Origin of the sequence: Taibaiella helva (assembly GCF_003545695.1) — a bacterium.
GTDB classification, from domain to species: domain Bacteria; phylum Bacteroidota; class Bacteroidia; order Chitinophagales; family Chitinophagaceae; genus Taibaiella; species Taibaiella helva.
The window spans coordinates 533,624-560,499 of sequence record NZ_QUZZ01000004.1 but is presented as its reverse complement, the minus strand read 5'-3'; the positions used below and the strand labels follow the sequence as shown (position 1 = coordinate 560,499).

At 51.4% G+C, this 26,876-nt stretch carries 25 protein-coding genes; 5 read left to right on the top strand and 20 right to left on the bottom strand.

Annotated elements, in window-relative coordinates; genetic code table 11:
* Positions 1-352: 352 nt before the first annotated feature.
* From DZC79_RS21190 to DZC79_RS10305, 6 genes are all read right to left on the bottom strand, one after another.
* Positions 353-496, bottom strand: a complete 144-nt coding sequence (locus DZC79_RS21190; protein ID WP_157977059.1) for a hypothetical protein — start codon at positions 494-496, stop codon at positions 353-355.
* 165 nt (positions 497-661) lie between these two features.
* Positions 662-1,660, bottom strand: coding sequence for a recombinase RecA (gene recA / locus DZC79_RS10325; protein ID WP_118951472.1), 999 nt, complete (start codon positions 1,658-1,660; stop codon positions 662-664).
* Positions 1,661-1,813: 153 nt separating this feature from the next.
* On the bottom strand, positions 1,814-2,665 hold the full coding sequence (gene accD, locus DZC79_RS10320) for an acetyl-CoA carboxylase, carboxyltransferase subunit beta (protein ID WP_118951471.1): 852 nt from the start codon (positions 2,663-2,665) through the stop codon (positions 1,814-1,816).
* Positions 2,666-2,783: 118 nt separating this feature from the next.
* Positions 2,784-3,086 carry a metal-sulfur cluster assembly factor gene (locus DZC79_RS10315; protein WP_118951470.1) on the bottom strand — a complete coding sequence of 101 codons (303 nt, stop codon included), beginning with the start codon at positions 3,084-3,086 and terminating at the stop codon, positions 2,784-2,786.
* 22 nt (positions 3,087-3,108) lie between these two features.
* Positions 3,109-3,534 (bottom strand): SufE family protein, encoded by a 426-nt coding sequence (locus tag DZC79_RS10310; RefSeq protein ID WP_118951469.1) that lies wholly within the window; start codon positions 3,532-3,534, stop codon positions 3,109-3,111.
* A 215-nt stretch (positions 3,535-3,749) separates the two neighbouring features.
* A complete protein-coding gene (locus tag DZC79_RS10305) occupies positions 3,750-5,495 on the bottom strand; it encodes a glycosyl hydrolase family 28-related protein (protein WP_157977058.1) in 1,746 nt (581 codons plus the stop codon).
* Between the two features lie 215 nt (positions 5,496-5,710).
* Here DZC79_RS10305 and DZC79_RS10300 point away from each other — a divergent pair, with 215 nt between their 5' ends.
* Positions 5,711-6,895 carry an exo-beta-N-acetylmuramidase NamZ family protein gene (locus tag DZC79_RS10300; RefSeq protein WP_232831810.1) on the top strand — a complete coding sequence of 395 codons (1,185 nt, stop codon included), beginning with the start codon at positions 5,711-5,713 and terminating at the stop codon, positions 6,893-6,895.
* 34 nt (positions 6,896-6,929) lie between these two features.
* Here DZC79_RS10300 and DZC79_RS10295 read toward each other — a convergent pair whose 3' ends face one another.
* The 6 genes from DZC79_RS10295 to DZC79_RS10270 all read right to left on the bottom strand — a co-directional run bounded on the left by DZC79_RS10295 (position 6,930) and on the right by DZC79_RS10270 (position 12,389).
* Positions 6,930-7,295 (bottom strand): CoA-binding protein, encoded by a 366-nt coding sequence (locus DZC79_RS10295; RefSeq protein WP_118951466.1) that lies wholly within the window; start codon positions 7,293-7,295, stop codon positions 6,930-6,932.
* Positions 7,296-7,307: 12 nt separating this feature from the next.
* Positions 7,308-9,206, bottom strand: coding sequence for a monovalent cation:proton antiporter-2 (CPA2) family protein (locus DZC79_RS10290; protein WP_118951465.1), 1,899 nt, complete (start codon positions 9,204-9,206; stop codon positions 7,308-7,310).
* Between the two features lie 27 nt (positions 9,207-9,233).
* Positions 9,234-9,833: an NAD(P)H-dependent oxidoreductase gene (locus DZC79_RS10285; protein WP_118951464.1), complete on the bottom strand. Its 600-nt coding sequence runs from the start codon at positions 9,831-9,833 to the stop codon at positions 9,234-9,236.
* Between the two features lie 148 nt (positions 9,834-9,981).
* Entirely contained in the window at positions 9,982-10,362 is a 381-nt protein-coding gene (locus DZC79_RS10280) for a hypothetical protein (protein WP_118951463.1), read from the bottom strand.
* An 84-nt stretch (positions 10,363-10,446) separates the two neighbouring features.
* On the bottom strand, positions 10,447-11,280 hold the full coding sequence (gene folP, locus DZC79_RS10275) for a dihydropteroate synthase (RefSeq protein ID WP_118951462.1): 834 nt from the start codon (positions 11,278-11,280) through the stop codon (positions 10,447-10,449).
* Positions 11,277-12,389 (bottom strand): Ldh family oxidoreductase, encoded by a 1,113-nt coding sequence (locus tag DZC79_RS10270; RefSeq protein WP_232831809.1) that lies wholly within the window; start codon positions 12,387-12,389, stop codon positions 11,277-11,279. Before DZC79_RS10270 ends, folP begins: the two co-directional genes overlap by 4 nt.
* 266 nt (positions 12,390-12,655) lie before the next feature.
* Here DZC79_RS10270 and DZC79_RS10265 point away from each other — a divergent pair, with 266 nt between their 5' ends.
* On the top strand, positions 12,656-13,801 hold the full coding sequence (locus DZC79_RS10265; protein WP_198666843.1) for a TlpA disulfide reductase family protein: 1,146 nt from the start codon (positions 12,656-12,658) through the stop codon (positions 13,799-13,801).
* 120 nt (positions 13,802-13,921) lie between these two features.
* Here DZC79_RS10265 and DZC79_RS10260 read toward each other — a convergent pair whose 3' ends face one another.
* On the bottom strand, positions 13,922-14,797 hold the full coding sequence (locus DZC79_RS10260) for a diacylglycerol/lipid kinase family protein (protein ID WP_157977057.1): 876 nt from the start codon (positions 14,795-14,797) through the stop codon (positions 13,922-13,924).
* Between the two features lie 16 nt (positions 14,798-14,813).
* Complete coding sequence (gene nadC / locus DZC79_RS10255; RefSeq protein WP_118951459.1) at positions 14,814-15,650, bottom strand: carboxylating nicotinate-nucleotide diphosphorylase; 837 nt, start codon at positions 15,648-15,650, stop codon at positions 14,814-14,816.
* Positions 15,651-15,828: 178 nt separating this feature from the next.
* Here nadC and DZC79_RS10250 point away from each other — a divergent pair, with 178 nt between their 5' ends.
* Complete coding sequence (locus DZC79_RS10250) at positions 15,829-16,686, top strand: energy transducer TonB family protein (RefSeq protein ID WP_118951458.1); 858 nt, start codon at positions 15,829-15,831, stop codon at positions 16,684-16,686.
* A 119-nt stretch (positions 16,687-16,805) separates the two neighbouring features.
* Here the strand turns inward: DZC79_RS10250 and DZC79_RS10245 are convergent, their stop codons facing one another.
* On the bottom strand, positions 16,806-17,687 hold the full coding sequence (locus tag DZC79_RS10245) for an N-acetylmuramoyl-L-alanine amidase family protein (RefSeq protein WP_118951457.1): 882 nt from the start codon (positions 17,685-17,687) through the stop codon (positions 16,806-16,808).
* Between the two features lie 175 nt (positions 17,688-17,862).
* Here DZC79_RS10245 and DZC79_RS10240 point away from each other — a divergent pair, with 175 nt between their 5' ends.
* A complete protein-coding gene (locus DZC79_RS10240) occupies positions 17,863-20,598 on the top strand; it encodes a putative LPS assembly protein LptD (protein WP_118951456.1) in 2,736 nt (911 codons plus the stop codon).
* 25 nt (positions 20,599-20,623) lie between these two features.
* Here the strand turns inward: DZC79_RS10240 and DZC79_RS10235 are convergent, their stop codons facing one another.
* Positions 20,624-23,101 carry an AsmA family protein gene (locus DZC79_RS10235; RefSeq protein WP_157977056.1) on the bottom strand — a complete coding sequence of 826 codons (2,478 nt, stop codon included), beginning with the start codon at positions 23,099-23,101 and terminating at the stop codon, positions 20,624-20,626.
* Positions 23,102-23,295: 194 nt separating this feature from the next.
* Between DZC79_RS10235 and DZC79_RS10230 the strand changes: the two genes are divergently transcribed.
* Positions 23,296-23,847, top strand: coding sequence for a GNAT family N-acetyltransferase (locus DZC79_RS10230; protein ID WP_118951454.1), 552 nt, complete (start codon positions 23,296-23,298; stop codon positions 23,845-23,847).
* Between the two features lie 14 nt (positions 23,848-23,861).
* Here DZC79_RS10230 and plsX read toward each other — a convergent pair whose 3' ends face one another.
* From plsX to DZC79_RS10210, 4 genes are all read right to left on the bottom strand, one after another.
* Entirely contained in the window at positions 23,862-24,839 is a 978-nt protein-coding gene (plsX, locus tag DZC79_RS10225; protein ID WP_118951453.1) for a phosphate acyltransferase PlsX, read from the bottom strand.
* Between the two features lie 94 nt (positions 24,840-24,933).
* Entirely contained in the window at positions 24,934-25,143 is a 210-nt protein-coding gene (rpmF, locus tag DZC79_RS10220; RefSeq protein WP_118951452.1) for a 50S ribosomal protein L32, read from the bottom strand.
* Between the two features lie 70 nt (positions 25,144-25,213).
* A complete protein-coding gene (locus DZC79_RS10215) occupies positions 25,214-25,777 on the bottom strand; it encodes a YceD family protein (protein ID WP_118951451.1) in 564 nt (187 codons plus the stop codon).
* Positions 25,778-25,884: 107 nt separating this feature from the next.
* Positions 25,885-26,787 (bottom strand): DUF58 domain-containing protein, encoded by a 903-nt coding sequence (locus DZC79_RS10210; protein ID WP_118951450.1) that lies wholly within the window; start codon positions 26,785-26,787, stop codon positions 25,885-25,887.
* Positions 26,788-26,876 lie beyond the last annotated feature (89 nt).

The following is a 26,876-nucleotide window of genomic DNA, read 5'->3' as shown; positions in this document are numbered from 1 at the left end:
TATAAAGGAATGATCAAAAAGCGGGAATTGAAAGCGAAGATGCGTTGCCCTTCGCAGTGCCCGAGACTGGAGCTGCTGGAGCATGTCAAACGTGATGAAGGCGGTGTGTATTAACAGCATTCCGGGCTACCGGCATGAAGTGCTCCCTGCAGCAGCTTCTTTTATAAAACAAGAGGCTGTCCTGAAAGGTTTCAGGCCTGTCACATTGAACGGAGTCGAAATGTAAACAGGCTGAGCCATAATTTTTGTTCTATTCCGACTACGCTCAATAGGACAAAAATTACTCCTTTTTAGACAGCCTCTGTTTTTTTGTAAGCTAAAGAATACCTTAGCTTGCTAGTTCTTCTTCACCTTAACGATAATAGCCGTGATGGTGGTGGTGATAATGCGGGCGGTGCGGGCGACGCGGCCCGTAGCCGCCGTAATAGCAGGAACTCATACCGATCGATACGATCAAAGCCAGGGCAATAAACGAAAGCCAATTCTTCTTTTTCATTGTTCTGCATTTTTTGTTGTTATCTCTTTGACTCGGAAAGATTCGGGGAGTTTATCGTCCGCTGGTCTATGGATAGAAAAGACGCAGGGAGAGGCGTACAGCACGAAGCCGTTCCCCGGCAAGGGAACGGCTTCGTGTATATTATGGGATTAAATGATCAGGGGATCAGGCAACAGCCTTGGCCTTAAGACCTTCCCGGATCTTGTTCTCGATCTCTGTTGCAAATTCAGGATTGTCCAGGAGGAAATTCTTCACAGCATCGCGGCCCTGTCCGATCTTGTTTTCGCCATAGCTGAACCAGGAACCGCTTTTGTTGAGGATACCCATATCTACACCCATGTCGATGATCTCTCCGATCTTGCTGATGCCTTCCCCAAAGACGATATCGAATTCTACCTGGCGGAAAGGAGGCGCTACCTTGTTCTTCACTACCTTAACGCGGGTACGGTTACCGGTAGCGGTATCACCGTCTTTGATCTGGGATATACGACGGATATCGAGACGGATGGAAGCGTAGAATTTAAGAGCATTACCACCGGTAGTTGTCTCAGGGTTGCCAAACATGACGCCGATCTTTTCACGCAGCTGGTTGATGAAGATACAGGTACAGTTGGTACGCGCGATAGTAGCCGTAAGCTTACGCATGGCCTGGCTCATCAGGCGGGCCTGCAGGCCCATCTTGCTGTCGCCCATTTCACCCTCCAGCTCGCTCTTGGGTACCAGGGCTGCCACAGAGTCGATTACCACGATATCCAGCGCGCCGGAAAGGATCAGCCTTTCTGCGATCTCCAGCGCCTGCTCGCCGTAGTCGGGCTGGGAGATGAGCAGGTTGTCTACATCGACACCCAACTTGCGGGCATAAGCAGCATCGAAAGCGTGCTCGGCATCCACAATGGCGCATATCCCGCCTTTCTTCTGCGCTTCAGCAATGGTATGGATCGCGATAGTCGTTTTACCGGAAGATTCCGGTCCGTAGATCTCGATAATCCTTCCCTTGGGAAAGCCGCCTACGCCGAGCGCCATATCCAGGCCCAGTGAACCGGTCGAAGTCACTTCGATCTCATTCTGCTGCTTATCGCCCAGCTTCATTACGGAGCCTTTGCCAAAATCTTTATCTATCTTATCCAGCGTCATCCTGAGCGCTTTCAGTTTTTCTTCCGACATGTTTTGTTGATTTAAATATGATGTGAAATTGTTTACAGCTTTATTTCCGGGAACGTGCGGATATCTTAATAATGGGCAGGCGATATCCCGGCCCCTGTTGATTCCACAATGCCCGCTTGTTTCATTCTTTACCCGGTGTGGGATAATTGGTTTTTATTTGCCAAACCAGTCCATCACATCGCTCAGCTTACGCTTCAGGTCCTTCCGGTTGATCACGAAATCCAGGAAGCCTTTTTCCACGAGGAATTCGCTGCGCTGGAAGCCGGGAGGAAGATCTTTCTTGATGGTTTCTTTAATGATACGGGGACCGGCAAATCCGATCAGCGCTTTAGGCTCGGCTATATTGATGTCGCCCAGCATGGCAAAGGAAGCGGTTACGCCACCGGTAGTAGGGTCGGTCATCAAAGATATATAAGGCAGCTTTGCATGCGCCAGCTGCGTAAGCTTGGCCGATGTTTTGGCCATTTGCATCAGGGAGAATGCGCTTTCCATCATGCGGGCCCCGCCCGATTTGGAAATGATCATGAAGGGCAGCTTATGCTTGATGCAGTGGTCGATGCCACGTGCGATCTTTTCGCCCACCACGGAGCCCATAGAGCCGCCGATAAAGTTGAAGTTCATGCAGGCGACCACCAGCTTCTTGCCTTCCACCTCGCCTACGCCTACCGTCATGGCATCGAGCAGGCCGGTTTGCTTTTGTGCGCTTTTCAGCCGGGCGGCGTAGGGCTTCACATCTACGAAGTGAAGCTCGTCTTTAGGGGCGATGTTATCAAAGAGCTCTTTATATTCTCCTTTGTCGAAAAGGATGTCGAAATACTCTATGGCATTGATCCGGTTGTGGTAGTTACAGTTGGGGCAGAGGTACAGATTCTCTTTCAGCGCAGTTTGCGTAACCGTAGTCCGGCACTCCGGGCATTTGTGCCAGAGACCGTCGGGTGCTTCTTTCTTTTCCTTCGTTTCGGTAGAAATACCTTTTTTGATACGCCTGAACCAGGTTGATGACATTCCTTAAATTTTGAAGTTTTGACAATCAGCAGGGAATCCAATTGATTATGCTAATTTATAATAAGAATTGGCAAAAGGGCTGACAAAAATAGAGAATCCTCACTTATTAACGGCATGTTTAGAGAAATCCCAGTTCCAGCTTAGCCTCTTCGCTCATCATATCCTTGCTCCAGGGCGGGTCGAAGGTCAGCTGGACGTGCACGTCGTTAACCCCTTCCAGCGCTTCCAGCTTGGATTGTACGTCAAAAATAATTTCACCGGCAGCAGGGCAGGCCGGCGCAGTCAGCGTCATTACAATGCCCACTTTGCCGCCTTCCTCGATCTTGATTTCGTATACCAGGCCCAGCTCATAAATATTTACCGGTATTTCGGGATCGTGCACGGTATGCAGCACAGCTACTATTTCATCATATAGATTCATTGCATTCTTTTTTATGCCCGCGTCAGGAGGCTTGTGTGGCGCTAAAGGCTACGGCGTACAATTTCATCTGCTTCAGCATAGCCAGCAGGCCGTTGCTGCGCGTGGGAGAAAGGTGGCTTTTCAGGCCTATCCGGTCGATAAAATAAATATCGGCGGCAGCGATGTCCTTGGCCGGTTGTCCCGACAGCACACTGATCATCAGCCCTACCAGCCCTTTGGTGATAATGGCATCGCTGTCGGCAGTAAACTGTACCTTGCCGTCTTTGATCTCTGCATGCAGCCATACCCTCGATTGGCAACCCCTGATGAGGTGATCATCCGTTTTGTATTGTTCGTCGATCAGTGGAAGCGCTTTACCCAACTGTATAATATGTTCGTACTTCTCCATCCAGTCATCATAGTAGGAAAAATCTTCAATGATCTGGTCCTGGATCTCATTAATTGTCATGAAAGGGAAAATTTCAGACAGCAAAGTTACGAAATCTGTACCGGCGGCAAGGTGGTATTCCTGATGCTGCTATAAGTACTTATTTTCGTTTCAGGGCTTGCCGGTCACCATTTACAGGGCAAAAGTAGAACGGGACTACGCCAAAACGTGGCGTAGATAAAACAAAAAGGGGAGGTCATTGAGGTGACCTCCCCGAAGGGTTGTTAAAAGCCGTATTAAGCAAAATTGTAGACCAGGTTTTCAATCGGAATGACTTCGATTTGATCGCTGGCTGTCGATCCGGTAAACGTAAGGGTGAATTTACGTTGTTCAGCTGTCAGTTCCGGAGTATTGGGGTTGAAAGGCAATATTGAAAAATCTTCGAGTGTGGTAGCGTTGTTGTAAATAACGCCGTGTTTCCAGGCGGCTTCGATATTGAAGCTGCCATTAACAAATGTCGCATTGGAAGAGCCCGCTTTATTAAATAGTTCTTTTTGCTCGAAGAACCAGCCCTGCAGATTCCCATATAATGCACCGTTGGCTTTCAGAATGCCGACGTACCCGCCACTGTATATGCCGGATCCCTGGATCAGGGGATTGCCAGAGTAACGTACCAGCAGTACGGAATTGGATATATCCGAAGGGTATTCGAAGGTGTACGCGATGCCATACTGTGCATTGTTTGCATCCCGCAGTACATTAGTCTCTAATACCGGAAGCGCGCCGGCGCGGCTGGGCCATAAGGTTGCTTTGTCCCTTACAAAATCAAGCAAGGGAGTAGGTACCTGCGAACCGTTGTCATGAGGGATGCCCCTGATGTTGTTGACGACTTCCACCAGGACATTTATCTTAAACACGGCACTGCCATTGCTTGCGCCGTTGTATACGATATATTGCCGCGCATAATCGTTAAAGCTGAGCGTGCTCCCGGGATTGGCTGCAAGAAAATCATCATATTTCTTTTTGGAAAAATTCATAATGCGGCCATCGATGATGCCCCTGTTGTTCTTGATTACGGTCATATTGGGAACAGCCTCTACATACCTTACTATGGTCGGTCTCAGGGCGCTATTTTCAAAGGCATAACATTGGCTCTCCTTGACGATGATGGCATTGGGATTGTAGTTGCTTATGGTAGGCCTTGATTTGGCGAAATTGTTGATCAACGTCATGCCTCCCTCGACCTCAGAACCCTGCCGGACCCTGTTGCAGGTAATGCTGCCATTATGATTGTTGATCCAGGCTGGTTCCGATACCTTACCCGGCGACTCTGCAGGTACCAGTATGGTAGATTCTATAAGGACATAGGCTGCCTGCCGGTTCTCGATCTGGGCGGGCCAGTTAACCACGGTCTGGCTGCCCCCGTCCATAGCAGCGGCATGTATCCAGCAGTCCCGGATTTCCAGCTGATCACCGCCATTCATGTCCACGGCGACGCGATTGTAAAAGAATTTACATTTTTCTACAGTGGTCTGTGTAGAGCCTGTTTGGATAAATAAACCGGTGTCGTTCTTGTAAAATTCACAGTCTTCTACGGTTAGCCTTGCTGTGTCAGAATTTCCATTGACCAAGGATACTGCTGTTCCGGGAAAACCTACAAAGGTCATCTTCTGCAGGCTTACCCCCGAGGCGGCATTGAACAAAAAGGCGTTTGTGCCGCTGAATCCGGGGCCTGTTCCGGAAGGCTCCAAAGGTAAGATAATCGCATTTTCGCCGATCACCTTGATCTGGCCGTGAGCATGATTCGTACCTGAACGATTAAAGATGATCGGCTCACTGATCCTGTATCTGCCATGAGGAAAGAACAAGGTCGGCGTCGACGCTGTGCCAAGGCTCCCCACGATCAATTGGCTCTGTACATAGTTGGTATTAATGTCGTCGAGCGCATTTAAAATCGCAGCAGTGTCGTCCTGGACACCATTGCCAAGAGCGCCATAGTCTTTTACGTTGACTACGTTGATAGGATTGAGCTGAATGGGCATAGGGTTTAATTTTTTAGGGTAAATGATAATCGAAACAGATAAAATCATGCGGCACGATCCATTGGCGATGGTATTGTTGCGCTGTTATCTTTTGATTCAGTCAGCAAACGCTTATTTTTGTGTCGTTGCTGCTCTACCTGTTTGCTTTCTCAACAAAGATCACGGCTGCCTGCGCCAGGGTGGGGCGGAGCGACTGCTAAACACAATTAATCTTTATGATGCGTTTATTCTTCCTTATTGCTTTGAGTCTCTTTAGCCTGTTTACCGGCGCCGTTTATGGCCAGGAAAAGAGTGCTAAACCTGTTCTGCCGGGTGCTTATAGCACTGCATCCTATCTGCCTGCGCTGAAGGGGAAAAGAGTAGCCCTGCTGGTCAACCAAACCTCGGAGATCAATGGCGTGCTGCTGCCCGATACGTTGTTGAAGCTGGGCGTTAAAGTCGTGAAGATCTTTTCGCCCGAGCATGGCTTCAGGGGTAATGCCGATGCCGGCGCCCATGTAAAGAGCGGTGTGGATAGCCGTACCGGCTTACAGGTGATCTCCCTTTACGGCAGCAATAAAAAACCTTCTGCCGAACAGTTGAAAGACGTGGACGTGCTGGTGTACGACCTCCAGGATGTAGGCGCGAGGTTCTATACGTATATCTCTACCCTGCAATACGCCATGGAAGCCTGCAGCGAGCAGAAGAAAGCATTGATGATCCTGGACCGGCCCGATCCGCTGGGGCATATCGTAGACGGCCCGGTGCTGGAACCGGCCAACAGCTCCTTTGTCGGTATGCAGCCCATCCCGGTGGTATACGGCATGACACCCGGCGAATATGCCGGAATGCTGGTCGGGGAAAAATGGATGAAGGGAGCAGCTCCCGGGCTGAAGGTAATCCCCTGTTCGGGCTATACCCATCGCAGCGTGTACGAGCTGCCGGTATCGCCCTCTCCCAACCTGAAAAATATGGCGGCCATTTATCTCTATCCCTCGCTGTGCTTCTTTGAGGGAACGACAATCAGCCTGGGCCGCGGTACCAGCAAGCCTTTCCAGCAGTTCGGCAGCCCGCTGCTGAAAGGGTACACCTATTCTTTTACCCCGGTCAGCATGCCCGGAGCAAGCGATCCGCCGCTGAAAAACCAAAAGTGCTACGGCCTGCTGCTGGCCGATAATGCGGCTGCAGCCCGGGAGCTGACGGCGGGCAGGCTGCAGATCAAATGGCTGCTGGAAGCCTATGGGAAATACTCTGAAAAAAGTAAGTTCTTTATTCCCTTCTTTGAAAAGCTGGCCGGCACGGCCTCGCTGCGCCGGCAGATCGAGCAGGGCTTGAGCGAAGAAGCGATACGAAAGAGCTGGGAGCCGGGGCTGGTAAAATTCAGGGCGATACGGGCCAAATACTTGCTGTATGCCGAATAGCTCCGGCCTGTAAACACTACGGGTAAGGCGTTGCTTAAAATTGACCGGTGCTCAGCAGCACCAGGGTGCAGGCCTCCATGGTCCTGATCCCTTTGGATTCGGCCAGCTGCTCCAGCTCGGGGTTCTCCGTGCCGGGATTAAAGATGATGCGCTGCGGATGCAGGGAAACAATATAGTCGTAATAATCCGGCTGCCGCGTAGGATTGATATATAAGGTAACCGTATCGATGCCTTCAAAGGGTTCTTTATCCTTGCCGAAGGCAACATCGGCAACCTTGCCGGGACGATTGCCGATCGCCACTACATCATGTCCTTTTTTACGAAGGTTATTTATGGCCAGGTAGCTGTAGCGTGCGGGATCTTCCGAAGCGCCGATGACCAGTGTTTTTTTGTTTGCCATTGTTGTATAATTTTAGTCTTCTTCTTCAACCGTTTCTTCATCCTCTTTACGGATCTCACTCATGTCCTTGCCGGTATGGGTATGGATCGAGCGCTCGTGAATGTCGTTCTGGATCAGGGTTTCCAGCTCTTCGATACGGTTGCGCATGGCGTTGATGTATTTCTTTTTGTCGTGCCGTGCCGCAGCCATTTTCTTCAGCGATTTTTCATCATGCTGCAGGAACAGGTCGTGCGCCCGTTGCGCGGTATAAGCCCGCACGCCCATGATCTTGAGCGCTTCGGTACCGGCACGTAAGGAAGTGTCGATTGTCTCGCGGAATACATGCAGCACACCGGCATCCATCAATTCGTAAGTGTCGTCGAGGCCATGTGCCCTGGCAATGATATGCATGTTGGGAAAATGTTTCTTTACGGTATTGACCAGCTGCAGCACCTGGGCGCTGTCGTCGAGGGCGACAATAATCAGCTTCGCCCGGTCGGCGCCGGCGGCCTTCAGCAGGTCGATCCGGAGGGCGTCGCCGTAGTATACCTTGATGCCGATCTTACGCAGCGATTCCACGCGGTCGCTGTTGGCATCCAGTACTGTAGTATTAATGCCATTGGCCTTCAGGAAACGACCAGTGACGCTGCCGAAACGGCCGTAGCCGGCAATGATAACCGGGTTGCTTTCCTCGAAGGCATCGGCTTCGGGACCGTTGCGGTGTGGTATTTTCTTAACGACTAGCGGCATCAGCACTTTTTCCATCACCAGCATGAATATAGGGGATAAAGCCATGCTGGCTGCCACTACCACCATCAGCAGGTTAAACAGCTCGGTAGAAAAAATATGCTGGTCTTTGGCAAAGGAGAACAGGACAAAGGCAAATTCGCCCACCTGCGCCAGGGCAAAGGCAAACAGCAGGAACTGGTCGACGCGCATGCGGAACATACGGCTCAGGAAGGCCAGGATACCCAGCTTGATCAGCATCACACCCAGCACCAGGATCGCAATCAGCCCGGGCCGCTGTGCAATGAGCTCAAAGTCGATAGACGCACCTACGGCAATGAAGAAGAGACCCAGCAGCAAGCCTTTGAAAGGCTCGATGTCGCTTTCCAGCTCATGCCGGTATTCGCTATTGGCCAGCACAACGCCCGCAAGGAAAGCGCCAAGCGCCGGGCTGAGGCCTACCAGCGACATCAGTACCGTAATGGCCACAACAAGCAGCAGAGCCGTCGCGCTGAACAGCTCACGCAGGTTGGTGGAAGCCACCATCTGGAAAATAGGCCGGGTCAGGTATTTGCCGCCGATAACGATAGCGCCTACTGCGCCCAGCACTACCAGGGTCCTGGCCCAGGGCTCCAGGTGCTGCGTGATCGTTACATGATTTTGTGCCGCGCTCCCTGCGGCCTCATCGGGGCTCAGCAGGGGCAGCAATGCGAGTATAGGGATTACGGCGATATCCTGGAACAGCAATACGGAAAAGGCATTGCGCCCTGCGACAGTTTGCATCCAGTTGTTCTCGGTCATGGTCTGCAGCACGATCGCCGTTGAAGACATGGCGAAAATAAGGCCGATAGACAAGGATTGGTTGAAGCTGAGCCCCACGATCATGTGCGCAATGAAACCGATGATGAGCGTAGTAAGCAATACCTGTAAACCGCCCAGACCCAGTATGGCGGTACGCCATCGCCACAGCAGCTGAGGTTCTACTTCCAGCCCGATAAGGAAGAGCATCATCACCACACCAAACTCCGCAAAATGCATGATATCGGCGCCGTCGTTGCCGATCCATCCCAGCACCGAAGGGCCGATAAGGATGCCGGCGAGCAGGTAGCCCAGCACCGATCCCAGTCCCAGCTTCTTGGAAAGAGGGACCAGCAGTACTGCCGAGCCCAGGTATATCAATGCTTGTACGAAGAAAGAATGATCCATAGTTCCGCTTAAAAAAGGTAATCGTTTTTACAATACGTTTTCTACCTCATAATCGTTGAGGTATTCCAGCTCCTTGAATTGGGCCAGGTCCGGCTGCCCGGAGGCAAAAAGCTTCAGCAGCTGTTTGAACTGTTTGGCATGCCGGGCCGAAGCGCTGGCATCTGCTTTGCCCGATTCATGCAGCACAAAGGGCGGCAGGTAATGCATGCGGCACACATAGGCCAGCTGGTTATAGGGTATCAGGTAAGCCGATACGGGAAAGCGGTTATGGGCATCCGGGGCATAGCTCTCCCTGGTTCCGCTGGTCGTGAGCGCGTTGAACAATATTTTGCCTTCCAGCTTGTCGCCTTCTTTGCCATAGGCCCAGCCATGGGTAAAGACCATGTCGAGGTATTGTTTCATCAATGCGGGAATGCTGTACCAATAAAAGGGATGCAGCAGGATAATGACATCGCTCTGCTCCAGCAGGCTCTGCTCTTTTGCCATATTGATGGAAAACCGTGGGTAAAGCTCGTACAGGTCCCTGACAATAACATTTTCTACGTTGCCGGCAGCTTTGATCAACCTGATATTATTCCGGGATTTTTCCAGGGCGGGATGGGCCACAACCAGTAATATCTTATTCATAATCAGAAGGATTTAGCCGGTTAACAGGAACTCAAAAATAGCGCAGTTCAGGCACAAATCCCAATAGTCATGTCTTATCAACGTATTAAGGACAAAAAATCCCCGCAGTTGTTGTGCGGGGATAGAAGAGCGGTAAGGTATATCAGGCCTACAGCGTAGCGGCATATTGTTTCAGCGCGGTTACAACACCGGCTTTAGCGGTAGCAGAATTGTCTCTGGACTGACGTATCACATCGTTGTAGGCGGCAACTTTTTTCTGGTATTGTTCCGAAGCCTGCTGCGCTGCGGTATTGCCGGAAGCCTGGGCGATCTTAAGCTTTGCAGCAGCGATACCATCATTCATCTGCTGTTTCAGGCCTTCGAGCAAAGTGCTTTGCTGCGCTGCGGAAGCCTTTTCATACTCCGATATTTTTGCGTTGAACGATTGGGCAGTTACGACAGTTTTTGTGGCGGCCTGTTGTTGCGCGTCGGATACATAGGCGCCCCCGGTAAGGAGTATTGCTGCGGCCAGTGCAATTTTTAAATTCATAACTATGACTATGTTTTTACAGATGAATGTTCATCGAAGTTAAAAAAATAATGTTGTCTTCAGGGAATTAGACAGTTAAAAATCCTAAATAGTTTGGTAAAAACGGTAGAGTTTGATGCATTCGACGGCTTCTTTTACATCATGCACCCTCAGCAGCGACGCGCCCTGCTGTAAGGCGAGCATGTGTAGGGCCGTGGTGCCGTTAAGCGCTGCTTCGGCCGAAGATTCCAGCAGGCGGTACACCATCGATTTGCGGGAAAGCCCTGCCAGCAAGGGCAGCCCGGTGATCGAAAAGATGTGCATGCCTTTCAGCAGCTGGTAATTATGCGCCTGGGTCTTGCCGAAACCGAAACCCGGATCGAGGATGATGTCGGCGATGCCGGCTTCCCGGCACTGCTGTATTTTTCCGAGAAAGAAATCCAGGATATCGGCGGTCACATCGTTATATACCGGGGCGTGCTGCATATCGGCGGGTGTTCCCTGCATGTGCATCAGGATATAGGGTACCCTCATGGCTGCAACAGCAGACAGCATTTCCGGGTCGAGCTTGCCCGCGCTGATGTCGTTGATCATATCGGCGCCGGCTTCAACAGCTGCACGGGCTACAGCCGCTCTGTAGGTGTCGATCGAAATAAAGGCTTCAGGGAAGTGCTGCCGGATCAATGCGATCACGGGCACTACGCGGTCTGTTTCTTCGGCCGCCGATATGACTTGTGCGCCTGGGCGCGTGCTCATGCCGCCTATGTCAAGTATAGCAGCGCCTTCCTCCAGCATTTTTCCGGCCTTAAGCAAATGATCCCCCGGGTTGTTTTCTCTTCCTTTAGTATAGAAAGAGTCGGGTGTTACATTCAGGATACCCATAACTAAGGGTTGCGTAGCCGCAAGCAATCGTCCTTTACAATTCAGCTGGAAGTTCATAAGGAGAAGAGATGAGCGGTGAGCGATAATTTCCGGGCAAGGGCATGCAGCTCCTCCTTTACCGATGCGGCAACCGGTACGCCTTCGACCTTCCTGATGGCTTCGGTTTCCCGTTCAGGGTCGCCGGGGATCAGCACTTTTTGTCCGGCATGGGCAGGTGTGGCTTCCCGGAAGCGGCCGATCCATTGGTCCATATGCTTCTTAAAGGTTTCGGCCGTGCGGAAGGCATCGATACGCATCGCACCGAAGAAATGCCCGAGCCCTTTTCCCGGCATGTTTTCAGAGATGGGCACATAGGCAGGGAAAGGCGGTGCCCAGGGACCGTAGGAAGCGCCGCTCAGCACTGCCGAGAAAATATCGACAATGCTGCCCAGGGCATATCCTTTATGGCTGCCGTGATCGCGGTCGCTGCCCAGCGGTAAGAGGCTGCCGCCCTGTTTCAGCTCATGGGCGTTGACGGAAGCGTTGCCCTCTTTATCCTGCACCCATCCGTAAGGCGCATCTTCCGACTTGCGCTGTAGCAGCTCCAGCTTGCCGTTGGCCGCAGTAGTGGTGGCCATGTCGGCGACAAAGGGCGGCTGGCTGCCGGCCGGAATGGCGACCGCTATGGGGTTGGTGCCCAGCATACGCTCTATAGAAAAGGTTGGCGCCACCAGGGCACTGGCATTGGTCATAGCGATGCCGATCATGTCCTCTTCCAGGGCAAGCATGGCATGATAGCCGGCGATGCCGAAATGATTGCTGTTGCTGACGCTGACCCAGCCTGTGCCCACCTGCCGCGCTTTCTCCATGGCGATGCGCATGGCTGCCGGCGCGACAACAAGCCCCAGGCCCGCATCGCCGTCGATGACCGCTGTCGAAGGGGTTTCATGCACGACGTCGATATGTGGTTGCGGATTGACCCGGCCGGCCTCCCACAGTCTTACATAACCGCTGAGCCGTGCAATGCCATGACTGTCTATGCCACGGAGATCGGCAGAGAGCAATACCTGCGCAGCGGTATGCGCGTGGGTTTCAGGGCAGCCCATCCTGCTGAATACAGCTACTGTAAAATCATACAGTTGTTCATAAGCGTACTGCACTTCTTTCATGGCCGCAAAATAACGCATTATCCCCCGGTTAGCAGCAAGGGTATATACAACTATTTACGCACACTAAAAATACCCGCCGACGGGTATTTTCCTGCCAGCCGAATCGGGGTAGATTTGCCTCCCGGGTAAGGTATGAACGGTTATCGTTACAGATAACCTTGTCTCTTGTTTTTACCTGCAGCCATTAACCACAGATTAACCTATCGGGTAATCTATTTTAGCATTCATTTATATTCGAAGGCATAAAATAATAGTAGTTTTGCGTTTAACGTTTTCGGCTTTTCATGAAAAATAACTACCACTATATCATAGGTTTATTTGCATTGCTCAGTTTTGCATCCTGTAGCAGCGAAGAGCATTTTTTCAATTTGCAGGGCTCGGTAAAAGGCATGCCGCCGCAAAGCGTGGTGCTGGAAGAGCTTGGCTTCAATGAAACCAAGCTGATCGACTCCACTACCTCTGATAAAGATGGTAAGTTCAGCTTGAAGGGTATCTATGGCGAGCCGGGCTTGTACCGGCTGAAAATGGGACCGCAGGAAATACTGGTGGTCATTGATGGAGAGAAGATCAACCTGAAATCGGATTGGGCGCATGTGGCAGATTATACAGCCGATGGTTCACCGGGCTCCGGCAGCCTGGTCGCTTTTATGAAACAATATATTAATGCCAATGAAGAGATGCTGGCGCTGGAGATGGTGGCCGACAGCCTGAACGCAACATCGGCTCCCGACAGCGTGATCGCTATGGTTCAGGCCGATCTCGACAGCCGTTCCAAAGCATTCAGGGCTTATGTACGGCAGGTGTCCGATACGACCAAAAGCCTGCCTGTAGCCATCTATGCCGTGAGCAAGCTGCTGAGCGATAACTCGGAGCTGGAGTATATGAAAACCTTTGCAGCCGGCCTTTCCAAGCGTTTCGCCGATAACCAGCTGTCTACCGAGTTCAAAGACAAGGTTCGTGAATTGGCTTCCCAGGAAAAAACCTCCGGTCCCCGCATCGGTACTACAGCGCCGGACTTCACGCTGGCTTCGCTTGATGGTAAGCAGATCGCCTTAAGCACCTTCCGTGGAAAATTTGTGCTTATTGATTTCTGGGCTTCCTGGTGTCCGCCCTGCCGCGCTGAAAACCCGAATGTCGTGGCAGCTTATGAAAAGTTCAGGGCCAAGAACTTTACCATCCTGGGCGTGTCGCTCGACAAGGATAAAGATAAATGGCAGGAAGCGGTGACCAAAGATAAGCTTGCCTGGAACCAGGTCAGCGATCTGCAGGGCTGGGAGTCTACAGTAGCGGCCCTGTACGGTGTGCAATCCATCCCCGCCAATTTCCTGCTTGATCCCGCCGGTAAGATCATTGCGACCGATCTGCGTGGCGACGAGCTGGAGCGGGTGTTGGCAGCTAAGCTGAATGCCGAAAACCTGGTGCAGAAATAAAACGAAATACAACATTATTATAAACGTATAAGGCTGTTCTCGGACGGCCTTATATGTTTATTTGATTACCAGGAGGCCGTTGGCTCCTGCAGCGGTCTTCTTTTGAAAAGGATATGCAGCTTATGCCGGTGTAATTACCGGAAGGGCTGAAGGGATCATCTCTATGGAAACTTCGTGACTGCAGGGATGAACATCGCCATCCATTTGCAGCAAGCTCAGCTTAGGATGACGGATCACGATCTTACGGCCTTTAAGGTGCCGCACATATTTGCTTTTGAGAATGCTGCCGTTAAAAGCCCTGATGGCAATAGCAGAACCCAGTATTTTGGGATACTTCCTGATGATGACGATATCAAAAAGACCATCCTGGAGATCGGCTGCGGGAGCGATGCGGAAGTTGTAGCCGAACTGCTCGGCATTGGCAACGGTCAGGATAAATGCTTTCTCATTCAGGCGCTGGCCATCGACCTCGATCTCCCATTCCCACTCCTTATAAGTCCACAGGTGCTTGGTTACGATCCAGCTGTACATCGCCATGCCCCGGCGTTTGCTCTTGGCGAATTTGCGTGCCACCAGCGCATCGAAGCCTACACCGGCGTTGCTGACAAAGATGCGGCCGTCGGCCATACCCAGGTCTATTGTGTTCTTATGTCCTTTATTGATCAGCTGGATGGCCTTTACCGGATCGAGCGGGATGCGGAGGCTGCGCGCCAGGCCGTTGCCCGAGCCTTTGGGGATGATCGCCAGTGTGGCATCGGAGCCGTAAATGCCCGCAATGATATCATTGACGGAGCCGTCGCCGCCAACCGCTACAATTGTTTTGAACCCCTTCCGCGTCGCTTCCCGGGCCAACGCTGTGCCATGCTTCGCATATTGTGTATAGGCAATGTCAGGCGTAAACTTTGTGTGATCCAGGTGCTTTTCAATAAGCCCCTGCAGCGCTTTAACCCGGTCTACTCCCGACTTGGGATTGATGATGAATAAGATCTTCTCCATAGATACGATACCGGAATTAAAGGACAGCTTTGAGGCTGAGATCGAGACTGACCGCATGATGCGTCAGCGCCCCAATGGAAATGAAGTCCACACCGGTGGCGGCATAGGAAACGATATTGCCGAGATGAATGCCTCCGGAAGCTTCGGTCTCAAAGCGACCGCCGATCAGCTGAACGGCTTCGGTAATGAGCCCGGGAGCGAAATTGTCGAGCATGATCCGGTGCACCTGGCCTGTGGCCAGCACCTTGCGTACATCGTCCAGGTTGCGGGTCTCCACCTCGATCTTAAGGTCCAGTCCCTGTGTGCGCAGGTATTCATTGGTCTTGATGATCGCAGCTTCGATGCCACCGCAGTAGTCGATATGATTGTCTTTCAGCATGACCATATCGTACAAGCCCATACGGTGATTGTAGCCGCCCCCGATACGTACGGCTTCCTTCTCGAAGCGCCGGAACAGCGGGGTCGTTTTCCGGGTATCCAGGATGCGGGCCTTATATTCTCTTATCGCGTCGGCGTAGCTCCGCGTCAATGTGGCGATACCGCTCATACGCTGCATGCAGTTCAGCACCAGCCGTTCTGCTTTCAGTATCGTATGTACCCGCGCAACCACATCAAATGCGATCTCACCTTTTGTGATCGTATCGCCATCCTCTTTGTGGGCAACGAATGCCGTCCCGGGTTCCAGGTAATCGAAAATAGCTTTGGCTACTGCCATGCCGGCCAGTATGCCATCTTCTTTTATTTTTAAAGTAGCCTTACCCTGAGTGTCTTCGGGGATGCAAGCCAGGGTGGAATAGTCGCCCGTCGCTACATCTTCTTCCAGGGCCAGCCTGATGAAATCCTGAATATCCATGTCTGAAAAATAACGCAAAGATAAGGTTATTTGAATGGGCCGGCCTGCGGAAATATCTCTTACGGGTTAAAGATAGAATGGTCTTTTGCTTTCCTTTAGGGCCGCTTTGCGCCGAAATGATTATTTTTGAGCACCGGCAGGCCGCAGAGCCACGACCGGCGGCATAAATCGGGTATTCATGACATTTGAACAACAGAAAAATACAAAGGCACTCGTTTGGACTATCGGTATTCACCTGCTGCTGTTGCTGGCCTTCCTGCTGCTGAGGTATACGCTTCCGCCGGTAACGCCACCGGTGCTGGATGCCGGTATGGAAGTGAACCTGGGTACTTCGGACAACGGCTCGGGTGACGACCAGCCTGAAATAGCTGAGGACCCGGCAGCGGCTCTGGCGACCTTGCCGGCCGATGCTTCCTCTGCCGCTGATGAGCATACTGAAAAAGAAGTGGAGACCTCAGAGGATGCCGATGCGCCTGTTGTGAATACTCCGAAAACACCACCTAATAAAAAGCGCAACCCGCAGCCGGCGGCTCAGCCCGAGCGTAACCGCAGCAGGATGTCACAACAGCAGCCTACGGCCAGCAGCAATAAGCCTGCCCAGGCCCCGCGCTATGTCTATCCCGGAGCCAGTGGCAAAGGGGGCAACAGTGCAAGGGATAACCGGCCCGGCAGCAATGAAGGCATAGGGCAGGGTAATGGTGATATGGGTGTGCCCGGCGGTACGCCCGGCGCCAGCAATTACACCGGTGTGCCCGGTGGCGGCGGTACCGCTATCGGGCACTCGATCGCAGGCCGCAATATCGTCAGCCGTCCCGATCCCAAAGCCGAATTCCGGGAGGGGGGTAAAGTGGTGATCCGGGTTACGGTCAACCGGGATGGTGCGATCGTTGATTCGCGTGTGGTGTCGGCGGCCAATGCTACTATCAGGGCGCTGGCGCTGAAAAAGCTGCAAAGCGTACGGTTCAACAAATCTCCTTCGGCGCCGGCCGAACAATTCGGTAATATTACTTTCGACTTCAAGGCTACCCGGAAATAGCAAAAGCGCATTGCGACCGGTGATGTTCCCGCCAGATAAGAATAAATTCAAAGCAAGAGGCTGTTCCCCACATTTCGGGAGACAGCCTCTTTTGTTCTGCCTGTTGCAAGGCAGCAGGCTTACTTGCCTTTTTCTATATCGTATTTATAAGCCTGGATCGCTTTGTACAGACACATTGCTATATTTTGCTGTCCTTCCTGCGTATTGAGGTATTCCTCTTCGTCGGGGTTGTTGATAAAGCCGATCTCGGTAAGCACACCCGGCATTGTACTGTTGGCCAGCACCTGCAGGCTCATCTGTTTTACACCAAGGTTGTTGCGTCCGTTGGAAGCATAGTTGGCCTGCACCTTTCCTGCAAAGTTCACGCTGCGTCCCAGAAAGGCCTGTGAGTACTGCGCGATCAGCACTGCGGTCATGGGATCATTCTTGTCCAGCAGACCCGGTTCTTCTGCCACGTTTTCCCCGTATTCGCCTATGGCCCGTTCTTTTTCGCTGTTGCGGGTAAGTCCCAGCACATAGGTCTCGGTGCCGCTTGTAGCGGTTTCCCGGTGAATGATCGTTTTATAAACCGGCACTTTCCGTTTTCTTCTGCCTTTGCCTACCGTGCGCGTACCGGTCTGGATCCTTTCGCGGCGCCCGGCAGTAGAGTTGACGTGCACAGAGAGGAAGAAATCGCCGGAAGCGCGGTTGCCGATGGGACCGCGTTCTTTAAGGTCAATAAAAACATCTGTATTCCTGGTGTAGACCACTTTAAGCTGTGGCATGCTGTCGCGGAGAAGCCGGCCCAGCTTGAGCACCACTGCAAGCGTAATGTCTTTTTCATTGGAGAATTTACCGCGGGCGCCGGGATCTTTGCCCCCATGACCGGCATCGAGTACTATTGTCTTGAATGATTTGCCTGATTGGGCGTAAGTAACAGCGGTGAAAGAGAGCAGGAGTAGGGTAAGAAAGCAACTGAAAGCAAGCCCGGAAGGACGGTAGCTGCGGTTATTTTTCATCATCGTTTTCTACAGAATTACTTACAGGATATCAATAAAATTATAACTGCCGTGAGCAAAATAAATTGCGCAGTTATCTGTTTAATTGAGGAAAGAGTGCAAAATAGAAATTTTATCAAAATTAACCTTAAAAAATAGCCGGCATAGTCAAAAAACTATAGCTTATTTTTGCGCATCGATGAGTATCCCGCTCTATTCCTGTTGCTCAGCTATCCTTACAAGCTGCCGCTTTGCCGTGGTAGCTGTTTTTGTATTGCTGTGCACCATAGGCGCATCGGCACAGAATAGCCGGCGCACGCTTCAGGCAGGGGATACGCTGAAGGCCGGCAATGCCGATACCCTGGCGGCAACAGCAGATAGCATAAGGGCGGGCAGCGCCGATAGTGATAGTCTCGCTGCGAAGACAGACAGCACCTTAAGCGACAGCGCCAAGGTGGCAAACAAAGAGCGGGAGCTGGGCATAAGGATATCGAAAGATGCCCTGCCCGCTACCGTGACCACTACCGCTAAAGACTCTGCCCTGCTGGATATGAAGGAAAGCATGTTCTACCTGTATGGCGATGCCAAGGCTACCTACCAGGACGTGAGCGTCCAGTCGGGGGTATTGATGTTCAACCAGAAGAACAATGTGCTTTCTGCTGTCCCTATACTGGATACCGGTGGCAAGAAGATCTCGGTGCAGGAATTCAAACAAGGCGAAGAGGCGTTCACTTACGATACGCTGAAGTATAATTTCAAAAGTAAAAGGGCCATTGTACGTAATGCCCATTCGAAATACGGCGACGGCTTTGTGATCAGCGAGCAGGTGAAGCGTAATCCCGATGAAAGTATTTACGGCTATAAAAGTATTTATACTACCTGTAACCTCGACCATCCGCACTTTGGTATCCGGGCAAGCAAGATCAAGGTCATACCGGGACGGGTTATTGCTGCCGGGCCGGCCAACCTGGAGATTATGGATATTCCTACGCCCTTGTTCCTGCCATTCGGTATGTTCCCTATCAAGCAGGGACAACGATCGGGCTTTATCCTGCCTACCTATAATATATCGGATGCCCTGGGTGTGGGTCTGCAGCGCGGCGGCTACTATTTTGCTGTAAGCGATCATCTCGGGGTTATTTCCCAGTTTGATCTTTACTCCAAGGGCAGCTGGGCTGCTTTCATCACCGGGCAGTATGCCACACGATACCGTTACAGCGGAAGCGTTTCGCTGGAGTACAGCTATCAGAAAATAGGAGAGGACTACGAGATCAACCCTAACAGTCAGCTTTCAAACAGTAAGGACTTCAAGTTCAGCTGGACGCATCAGGTAGATCCCAAGGCGCATCCCGGCACTTCATTCAGCGCTTCCGTCAATTTCGGTACCCGCAGTTTCAACCTGCGGAACAGCATGAACATTACCAACTCGCTCAATAACCAGTACAGCTCTTCCATCTCTTATGGCAAGACCTGGATAGGCAAGCCTTATTCGCTTACCGTAGGCCTTCGGCACAGCCAAAGCACTGAGGGTGGCGCTATGTCCATCACCCTGCCCGAGATCAATTTCAACCTGGGCCAGTTCTCGCCTTTCCAGCGTAAGCTGGTCAACGGGATACCCAGGTGGTATGAAAAGATCACGGTGACCTATTCTGTGAGCGCCATTAACCAGCTGAATACTTACGATTCCCTTTTCAGCCTGCGTAACATCGCTTTCAACGATATGACGAATGCGATCAAGCATACGGCTTCAGTACAGGCGACCTACAACCTTTTCCGCTATTTCAACTGGAACGTGAGCGTGCCTTACAATGAATACTGGAATACCCGCCAGCTATTCCTGAACTATAACCCGGCAACCAAGCGCAACGACTCCCTGACGCGTACCGGCTTCTTTGCCACCCGCGACTTCAGTGTGAATACTTCAATCAGCACGCGTATCTACGGTATGGCTTTGTTCAAGAAAGGAAAGATCGCCGGCCTGCGCCATGTGATCAACCCCAGCCTCGGCTTCTCTTATCAACCGGGCTTTGCGCACTCTCCCTTTGGCTATATGTATGAAATGATAGACTATACCGGCAGAAGTGTCTATGCTTCTCCTTATAGTACGGCTCCTTACGGCGGCCCTACCAATGGGGAAAACAATGGCTCTGTCAATTTTTCCGTGGGCAATACCCTGCAGATGAAAGTCAGGAGCAAGGACTCCACGGGTAAGGCCGCTACCTCCAATGTCAGCCTTATCGATGGCTTTAATATCAACGCAAGCTATAACCTGTTCGCCGATTCTTTTAATATGTCGAACATCAACATGAATTTCAGGACATCGATATTGAAGGTATTCAATCTGCAGGCCTCAGCTGTTTTTGATCCGTATCGCTACAACGACCAAGGGGTTAGAACACCCGAATACCTGGTCAATACCGGGGGAGGACTGGCGGCGCTGAGGGGCGCCAATGTCGGTCTGGGCATGTCGTTCCAGGGAGAGAAGAAGAACGAAAAGGAGCAGGAGGAAGCCATGGCTAAGAACGACGATGTGAAGCGGCTGCTGCAAAAAGGCGGATATGATGACTACTACGACTTCAACATTCCCTGGAACCTCAGCGTCGACGCGAGCCTGGGCGTACAGCGGCGTACGAGGGCAAATGCCCCGGATACTACAGTATTTACGCCTAACCTTACTTTCAGGGGCGGTTTCAATCTTACGGAACGCTGGAAGGTCGATGTCAACAGCGGGTTGCAGTTTATCGGCTTTAAGAAGGTGGATATTGCCCTGACGCAGTTCACCATTTCCAGGGACCTGCACTGTTGGCAAATGAGCCTTAGCCTCATTCCCTTCGGCTACCTGAGAAGCTTTAACTTTACGCTCCAGGTCAAATCTTCCGTACTGCAGGATCTCAAGCTGACCCGGCGAAAGAATTACCAGGACGCTAATTATTAATCATTCTGTGTGGAAGAGGCAGGGATCATTCCATCTTCACATCTGCATCCGGATCGGCGCCTGTGCTGTCTTTCAGGCCCTTCTTCAGCGGATCCCAGGCAATATTGACCTTGCCGTCGTCTCCGTCCGTTGCCCTCAGGTAGATCACAATGCCTTTATCCTTTTTCGGCTTCTTGCCCCGGGCAATCAGATCGCGGTCCTTCTGCGGGTTGCGCAGGGGAATCGCTACGCTGATATCGGTACCCTTGTCGAAAGCATATACGCCAGCAACGTTGATGGTGAGCGCGCTCGATTCGATGCTCATCGGATTGATTTTGATCTTGCCATTGGTAACGTCCAGGTCATTCTTCAGCGTGTTGAAGGTGATGTGCGACAGGTTACGCTTTTTGAACACAAATTTCTTTATCGATTCAAATGGAGGGAAATTATTCAGCTCGCCGTTATTCAGCACAAAGGATATTTTCCCGTTCATGGAATTTTTCACCAGCCCGCCCGACTGCGTAAGCGCTCCTCTGATGTTGATGCCCGCCGACAGCGCTCCTCGCAGGTTCTTTGAGCTGAGTGTGCTCTGCCCGAAGTTGTCGAAAGCATAGAATAGCTGATCGATCTTTACATTGTCCACTTTAGCATCGACATCAAAAGGAGTATTGCTCCCGGCCGTGTTCAGGTGTACGTTGGCGGCAACGGCGCCACCTGCGTGCTGCAGCCGTGCGTTCTTCAGGTCTATGGCCTGGTTGGTGAGCGCTACCTCAGCATTGATGCGCTGTGCGGTAAAATGATTGTACAGCAGCTTGCTGATGTCGACATGGAGGTACATGCTGCTCTTGTCCAGCAGCAGGGACAGGCGGTTGGATATTTTGGCCAGCTTATAGTTCTGCTTCCTGCGTGAAGCCATTTTTCGCGTCTGCCTCGGCGCCAGGAAGGTCTTGTACTCGTTAAGGTCGATCTGGTTGCTGCTGATGTTCCAGTCGAAGATGACCTTACCCGGATCGAGAAAGTAAACATTCATAAAGTTGCGCGCAGTGCCGTCGATCTTAACATTGCTCCTGGCCGAAGAGAGCGTGGTATTGCGCAGCAAGAGGTCGTTGCCGATGAACTCGATATTGACATTGCACTTGCTGAACGAGAGCGAGCGGGGAATATAGGTGAGCGCGGCATCCCTGATACGGATATGGCCGTACATCGAATGGCGGAAAGTGTCTTTCGATAATACAGGGCCGGTATAGTTAAGGCTGATATCCGCTTCGCCGCCCTTGAAATCAAAAGTGTTGCCGATAACCGCATCCAGCCGCTCTACCGGGAAACGGGATGCCAGCTTCAGCTTCATGAGCGGATTAATGAGTCCATAGACGACAATGGAATCGGCTTTGAAGGGAATGTCGGCATAGGTGCCGGTAAGGGTAGTGATCGTGATCGCCGAGTTGTCGTCGCCCCGTCCTCTTTCCGGCACATAGTTGTTGTAAAATTCACCTTTAAGGTTAGCTTTATCCACTTCACCGAAAGAAGACATCAGCACGTTATTGGCGGCCTGCCAGCGTGCGTGGATCAGCGGAGTGTCGGGATACTGGAACGAGCCGTTGATTAGCACTTGTACCGCAAGCTTTTTCTTCAGGTCGAAGCTGTCCAGCTTGGATGCGATATGGCGCGACAGGTAAGAAGTGCCTTCCCTGAACCCGATTGCGGGCGCATCAATGTCGATCGTATAGTTGACCGGTTTATTGCCAAAGTTGAACTCGCAGCCGAAATTGATATCGGTGCCATCTACTTCGATCTCCTGTTTGGGCAATTTGACCTGCTTTGTCTTTTTGTTGAAGAGAATATGCAGATCAGCATCCAGGTCCTTGTTCTTTACAAAGCCGCCTTTGTCCAGGTTAAAGCCCAGCTGGTGAAAATGCGCCCTGGTATCGGCGATTATATCCATCACGTCGCCGTTATTCCGGATACGGCCATCCATATCCTTTACCGTGATCTTGAATTGCTTGTTCCTTTCGAAATGATCAAAAGTAAAGGTTACATTCTCGATGCCGAAATTGTTGATCTCAATTTCTTTCCCTTTCTTCTTCTTTTGCACCGGCGGCTGCTTCGGCTTGAACAGGTAGGTATTGGAGTAGCCGTTCTTATCGGTGAATAAATAAATGGTCCCATCTGCTATAGTCACCTTCATCACCTGCGGATGTTTGGACAGCAGCGACAGCGCATTGATCTTTATATAAACGGATTGCATCTCCAGCAGGTTCTTGTGGTGTACCCGGTACATGCTGTCGCTGAGCGACACACCCTTAAGCCGTACGGAAATATTGGGAAAACCCTTGAGCAGCGCGGGTTCCATGTCCTCTATATGAAAATTGCCATCGATCTTCCCGCTTACTTCGGTGGTGATCTTCGCCAGCAGCTCTTTCTTATGGCTGCTGATGTACCAGGCCATCACAAACCAGGCAATAATGAGGATCAGCAGCAGGATCAAAAAGGTAATGATAATGATCTTCGCCCACCTGGGCAGCATCTTGTATTTTTTTCGGCTTCTTGCGATCAGATGCTCTTTCCCGTTTGCTGGCATTAAAGTCGGTTTAAGGGAGTAAAGTATATGTTTATTCTCATAATAACGCTGGCGGGCCGTAAAAAGTTTCCCTTTCCTGCTTTTTTTATGCAGGTGGTTTTGGAGCCCTGGCGAGCACTTTTGCCAGTATCTTTGCGGCCATGATACCCAATATACACGAGGCCAGCCCTCTTGAAATAGAAGTGATCCGTTCGCTGATCGGGAATATATGGAAGCCCACCTACCGGGAGATATTGTCGGAGGACCAGATGGATTATATGCTTGAGCGGATGTACGATACCAGTACTTTACAGCGCCAGATGCAGCAGGGCCATGTATTCCTGATCCTGAGCGCCGGCCAGGCACCGCTGGGCTTCGCCGGCTTTGAATACGACTATCCTGAAACCGGTACCTGCAAGCTGCACAAGATCTACCTGCTGCCGGAAACGCAGGGTAAGGGTATGGGGAAAATGTTGCTGAATGCTGTTGCGGAAAAGGCTGCGGCCAGGGGACAGCGCCGGTTGCTGCTGAATGTGAACCGTTACAATAAGGCTCTGGATTTTTACCGCCACTATGGTTTTGAGATCGTGGGGGAAGAAGACATCGATATCGGCAATGGTTATTTCATGAACGACTACCAGATGGCGCTGCCACTGAAAGACCGTTTCCCGGCCCATAGCGATAAGGAAAAACACAAGAGCCTGTCGTCCTGAAAGCGTGGTGAGCCTTATTTTTCGAGGGAAACTTCTGCAGTGCCGGCAAATGAATTGCGCAGAATCTCGGTAAAGTTGGAGGACACCAGCTTGATCGCGCTTTCAATCATAGAGCGGAAGGCACGGGCATTGGAGATACCATGTCCGATCAGCACCGGCGCGTTTACACCCAGGATCGGTGTGCCGCCGTAGATCTCGTAGTTGAACTGATCCAGGAAATCGTCGTTGATCTTACGGTTCTCGGTAAAGATATTGTAGATCGATTCGGCCATCTTCAGGGCCACATTGCCGGTGAAACCTTCGCACACGATCACATCGCAATTGTTGAGGAAAAGGTCGCGGCCTTCTACGTTGCCAATGAAATGTATGCCGGAGTGCTGTTTGAGCAGAGGATAAGTAGCCTGGGCCAGTATGTTGCCTTTGCCTTCCTCTTCGCCCAGGTTGAGCAGGCCCACACGGGGATTGTCCAGGTTGAGGATATGCTTTGCATAAAGCGAGCCCATCAATGCAAACTGTACCAGGTGCTCCGGCTTGCAATCGGCATTGGCACCTACGTCGAGCAGGAAGTTGTACTTGCCATCCAGCTTGGGAATAGGCGAGGCGATGGTGGGCCTTAGCACGCCGGGTATGGCCTTAACGGTATACATGGCGCCAACAAGCATAGCGCCGGTATTACCAGCGCTGAAAAAAGCATCGATCCTGCCTGCCTGCAGCAGACCGAAACCAATGGCGATACTGGAATCCTGTTTTTCCTTAAGGGCTTTGGTGGGATGCTCATGCATACCGATCACCGTGGCTGAGGGAACAAGCGTATAGTGGCTTTGCCAGGCATCGAGCAATGAGAGATAGGGAGCAGCGAGGTCAGGATTGCCAATCAGCATGAAATGCACATCGGCTCCTGTGCCCGCATTCGCTGTGAGATAAGAAATAACGCCTTTGATTGCTTCTTCGGGGGCGTAGTCGCCGCCCATGATATCAATCCCTATTTTCATTGATCAGATACGCTCTCCGGTTAAGGAATTGGAGGAAAAAGGAAATTGCCGGCAAGTTATATTAAAATACAATTTACCGGCGATTAAGTTTACATTATTCTGCTGCTCCGGTCTCGGTGGCAGGAGTATTGTCGATAACAACTTTACCTTTGTATACTAATTTTCCTTCGCTCCAATGCGCGCGGTGACGTAAGTGAGCTTCTCCGGTTACTGCGTCTGTGCTGATGGTACCAGCTACTGCTTTGTAGTGAGTACGACGTTTAGCGCCTCTTTGCGCCGAATGGCGGCGTTTAGGATTAGGCATAATTTAAAATTATGAATGATGAAAAAAAAATAAAAATCAATTTATACTTCTGCTACCAGGGTAGCGATACTCAGTTCTTCTCGGGTTCGTCCAGGTCCTTGAATTGATCAAGACCCGACCACAGCCTTTTCTTGGCCTCATCGGCGCCGCTCATTTTATCCAGCAGCTTCAGGGCTTCCGGATTACAGCCCGGAGTGCCGTCTTCCTTGTCCGGATGAATGTGCTGCAACGGCATGCTCAGCATGATGAATTCATATACCCATTCCGAAACATCCAGTATCGTCTCACTGCGGGGAACAAATACGATGTCGGCTTCTTCTTCCTCGTCCTCTTCACCTTCCTCATTCTCTCCCGTGAACTTGACGATCAGGTCAAACTCGTCCCAGAGCCGCATCCTGAAAGTATCGCCGCAACGATCGCAGGGCACATCCACATGACCATCTATATCGAAATGAAGCTGCAGGAACCCATTGTGCTTGTCCAGCTTCAGGAGCACCGCAGTATCCAGATGATCAAAATCGGGATGCTCATAGCCCAATTCTTCGATCACCTTATCGGTTACCTGGAAGCGGTATTCATGCATACCATCCTTCAGTCCAAACCAGGGAATCTCAAATTCACGATGATGCTTCATTTCAAAAAGGCGGTTATCGCCATATTTAGCTTCCGGGAAAGACCGTAACGCACAGCTTTCGCCAAAATATTAAATTCGGGCTGCAAAGGTAAACGATTTTCTTCAATTTACATCATTTTATTTCGTTTGAGCAGATAGCGGTGGAGCACCGCTTCGACCGGCTCGCGCATATCGCAGGTTACCAGGTCGATACGGTATTGGAGACAATGCGCTTCCAGCGTCTTCCGGTAAGCATTCAGTCGTGAAAGATATTCTTCCTTTATATCTGAAGGATTGATTTTCAAAGTTTCATTGGTTTCCATATCGACAAACTCATAGGGGCGATTGTCATAATTGAATTCCAGCTCCTGGTGGCCGTCGATCACATGGAAAAGGATTACCTCATGTTTGCTGTGCCGCAGATGCTGCAATGCGGAGAACAACTCCGCCCCTTTTTCCGGTGAGCCCGGCATGTCGCTGAAAACGATCACGAGCGATCGCTGGTGCAGGCGCTCGGCAATCTGGTGCAGGGCGGCTGGCGCATTGGTCTTCCTGCCCCGGTTGGGCTGGTGGAGCAGCTGCTCCAGCTCGGTGATCAGCATCCGGTAATGCCGGCTGCCTGAACGGGCCTGGGTGAGGCTGTAGAGCTCCTCGTCAAAAAAAGCCAGCGCCCCAGCGTCCAGCTGTTTTTTGAATAAATAAAGCAGGCAGGCAGCCGCTACGCCCGAATACTGAAGCTTGGTAGCGCCGGTTTCGGGAAAGAACATAGAGGCGGAGGTATCGATGGCGATGCAGCAGCGCAGGTTGGTCTCTTCCTCAAACTTTTTGACGAACATCTTATCATTGCGGCCATAAACCTTCCAGTCTACATACTTCAGGTTGTCTCCCTGGTTATATAAACGATGCTCTGCAAATTCTACGGAAAAGCCATGGAACGGGCTTTTGTGCAGGCCAATAATAAAACCTTCCACTACCTGGCGGGCGATCAGCTCCAGGTTCTCTATGGCAGACTGCTGGGGAATGGTGGTCATGGCGTAAAGATAGGGAAATGTTGCCGGGAAAAGGGACCCGCAAGAACAATAGTGGCCTTAGCGCTAATAAAAGAGCGCTGCCTTTTTAA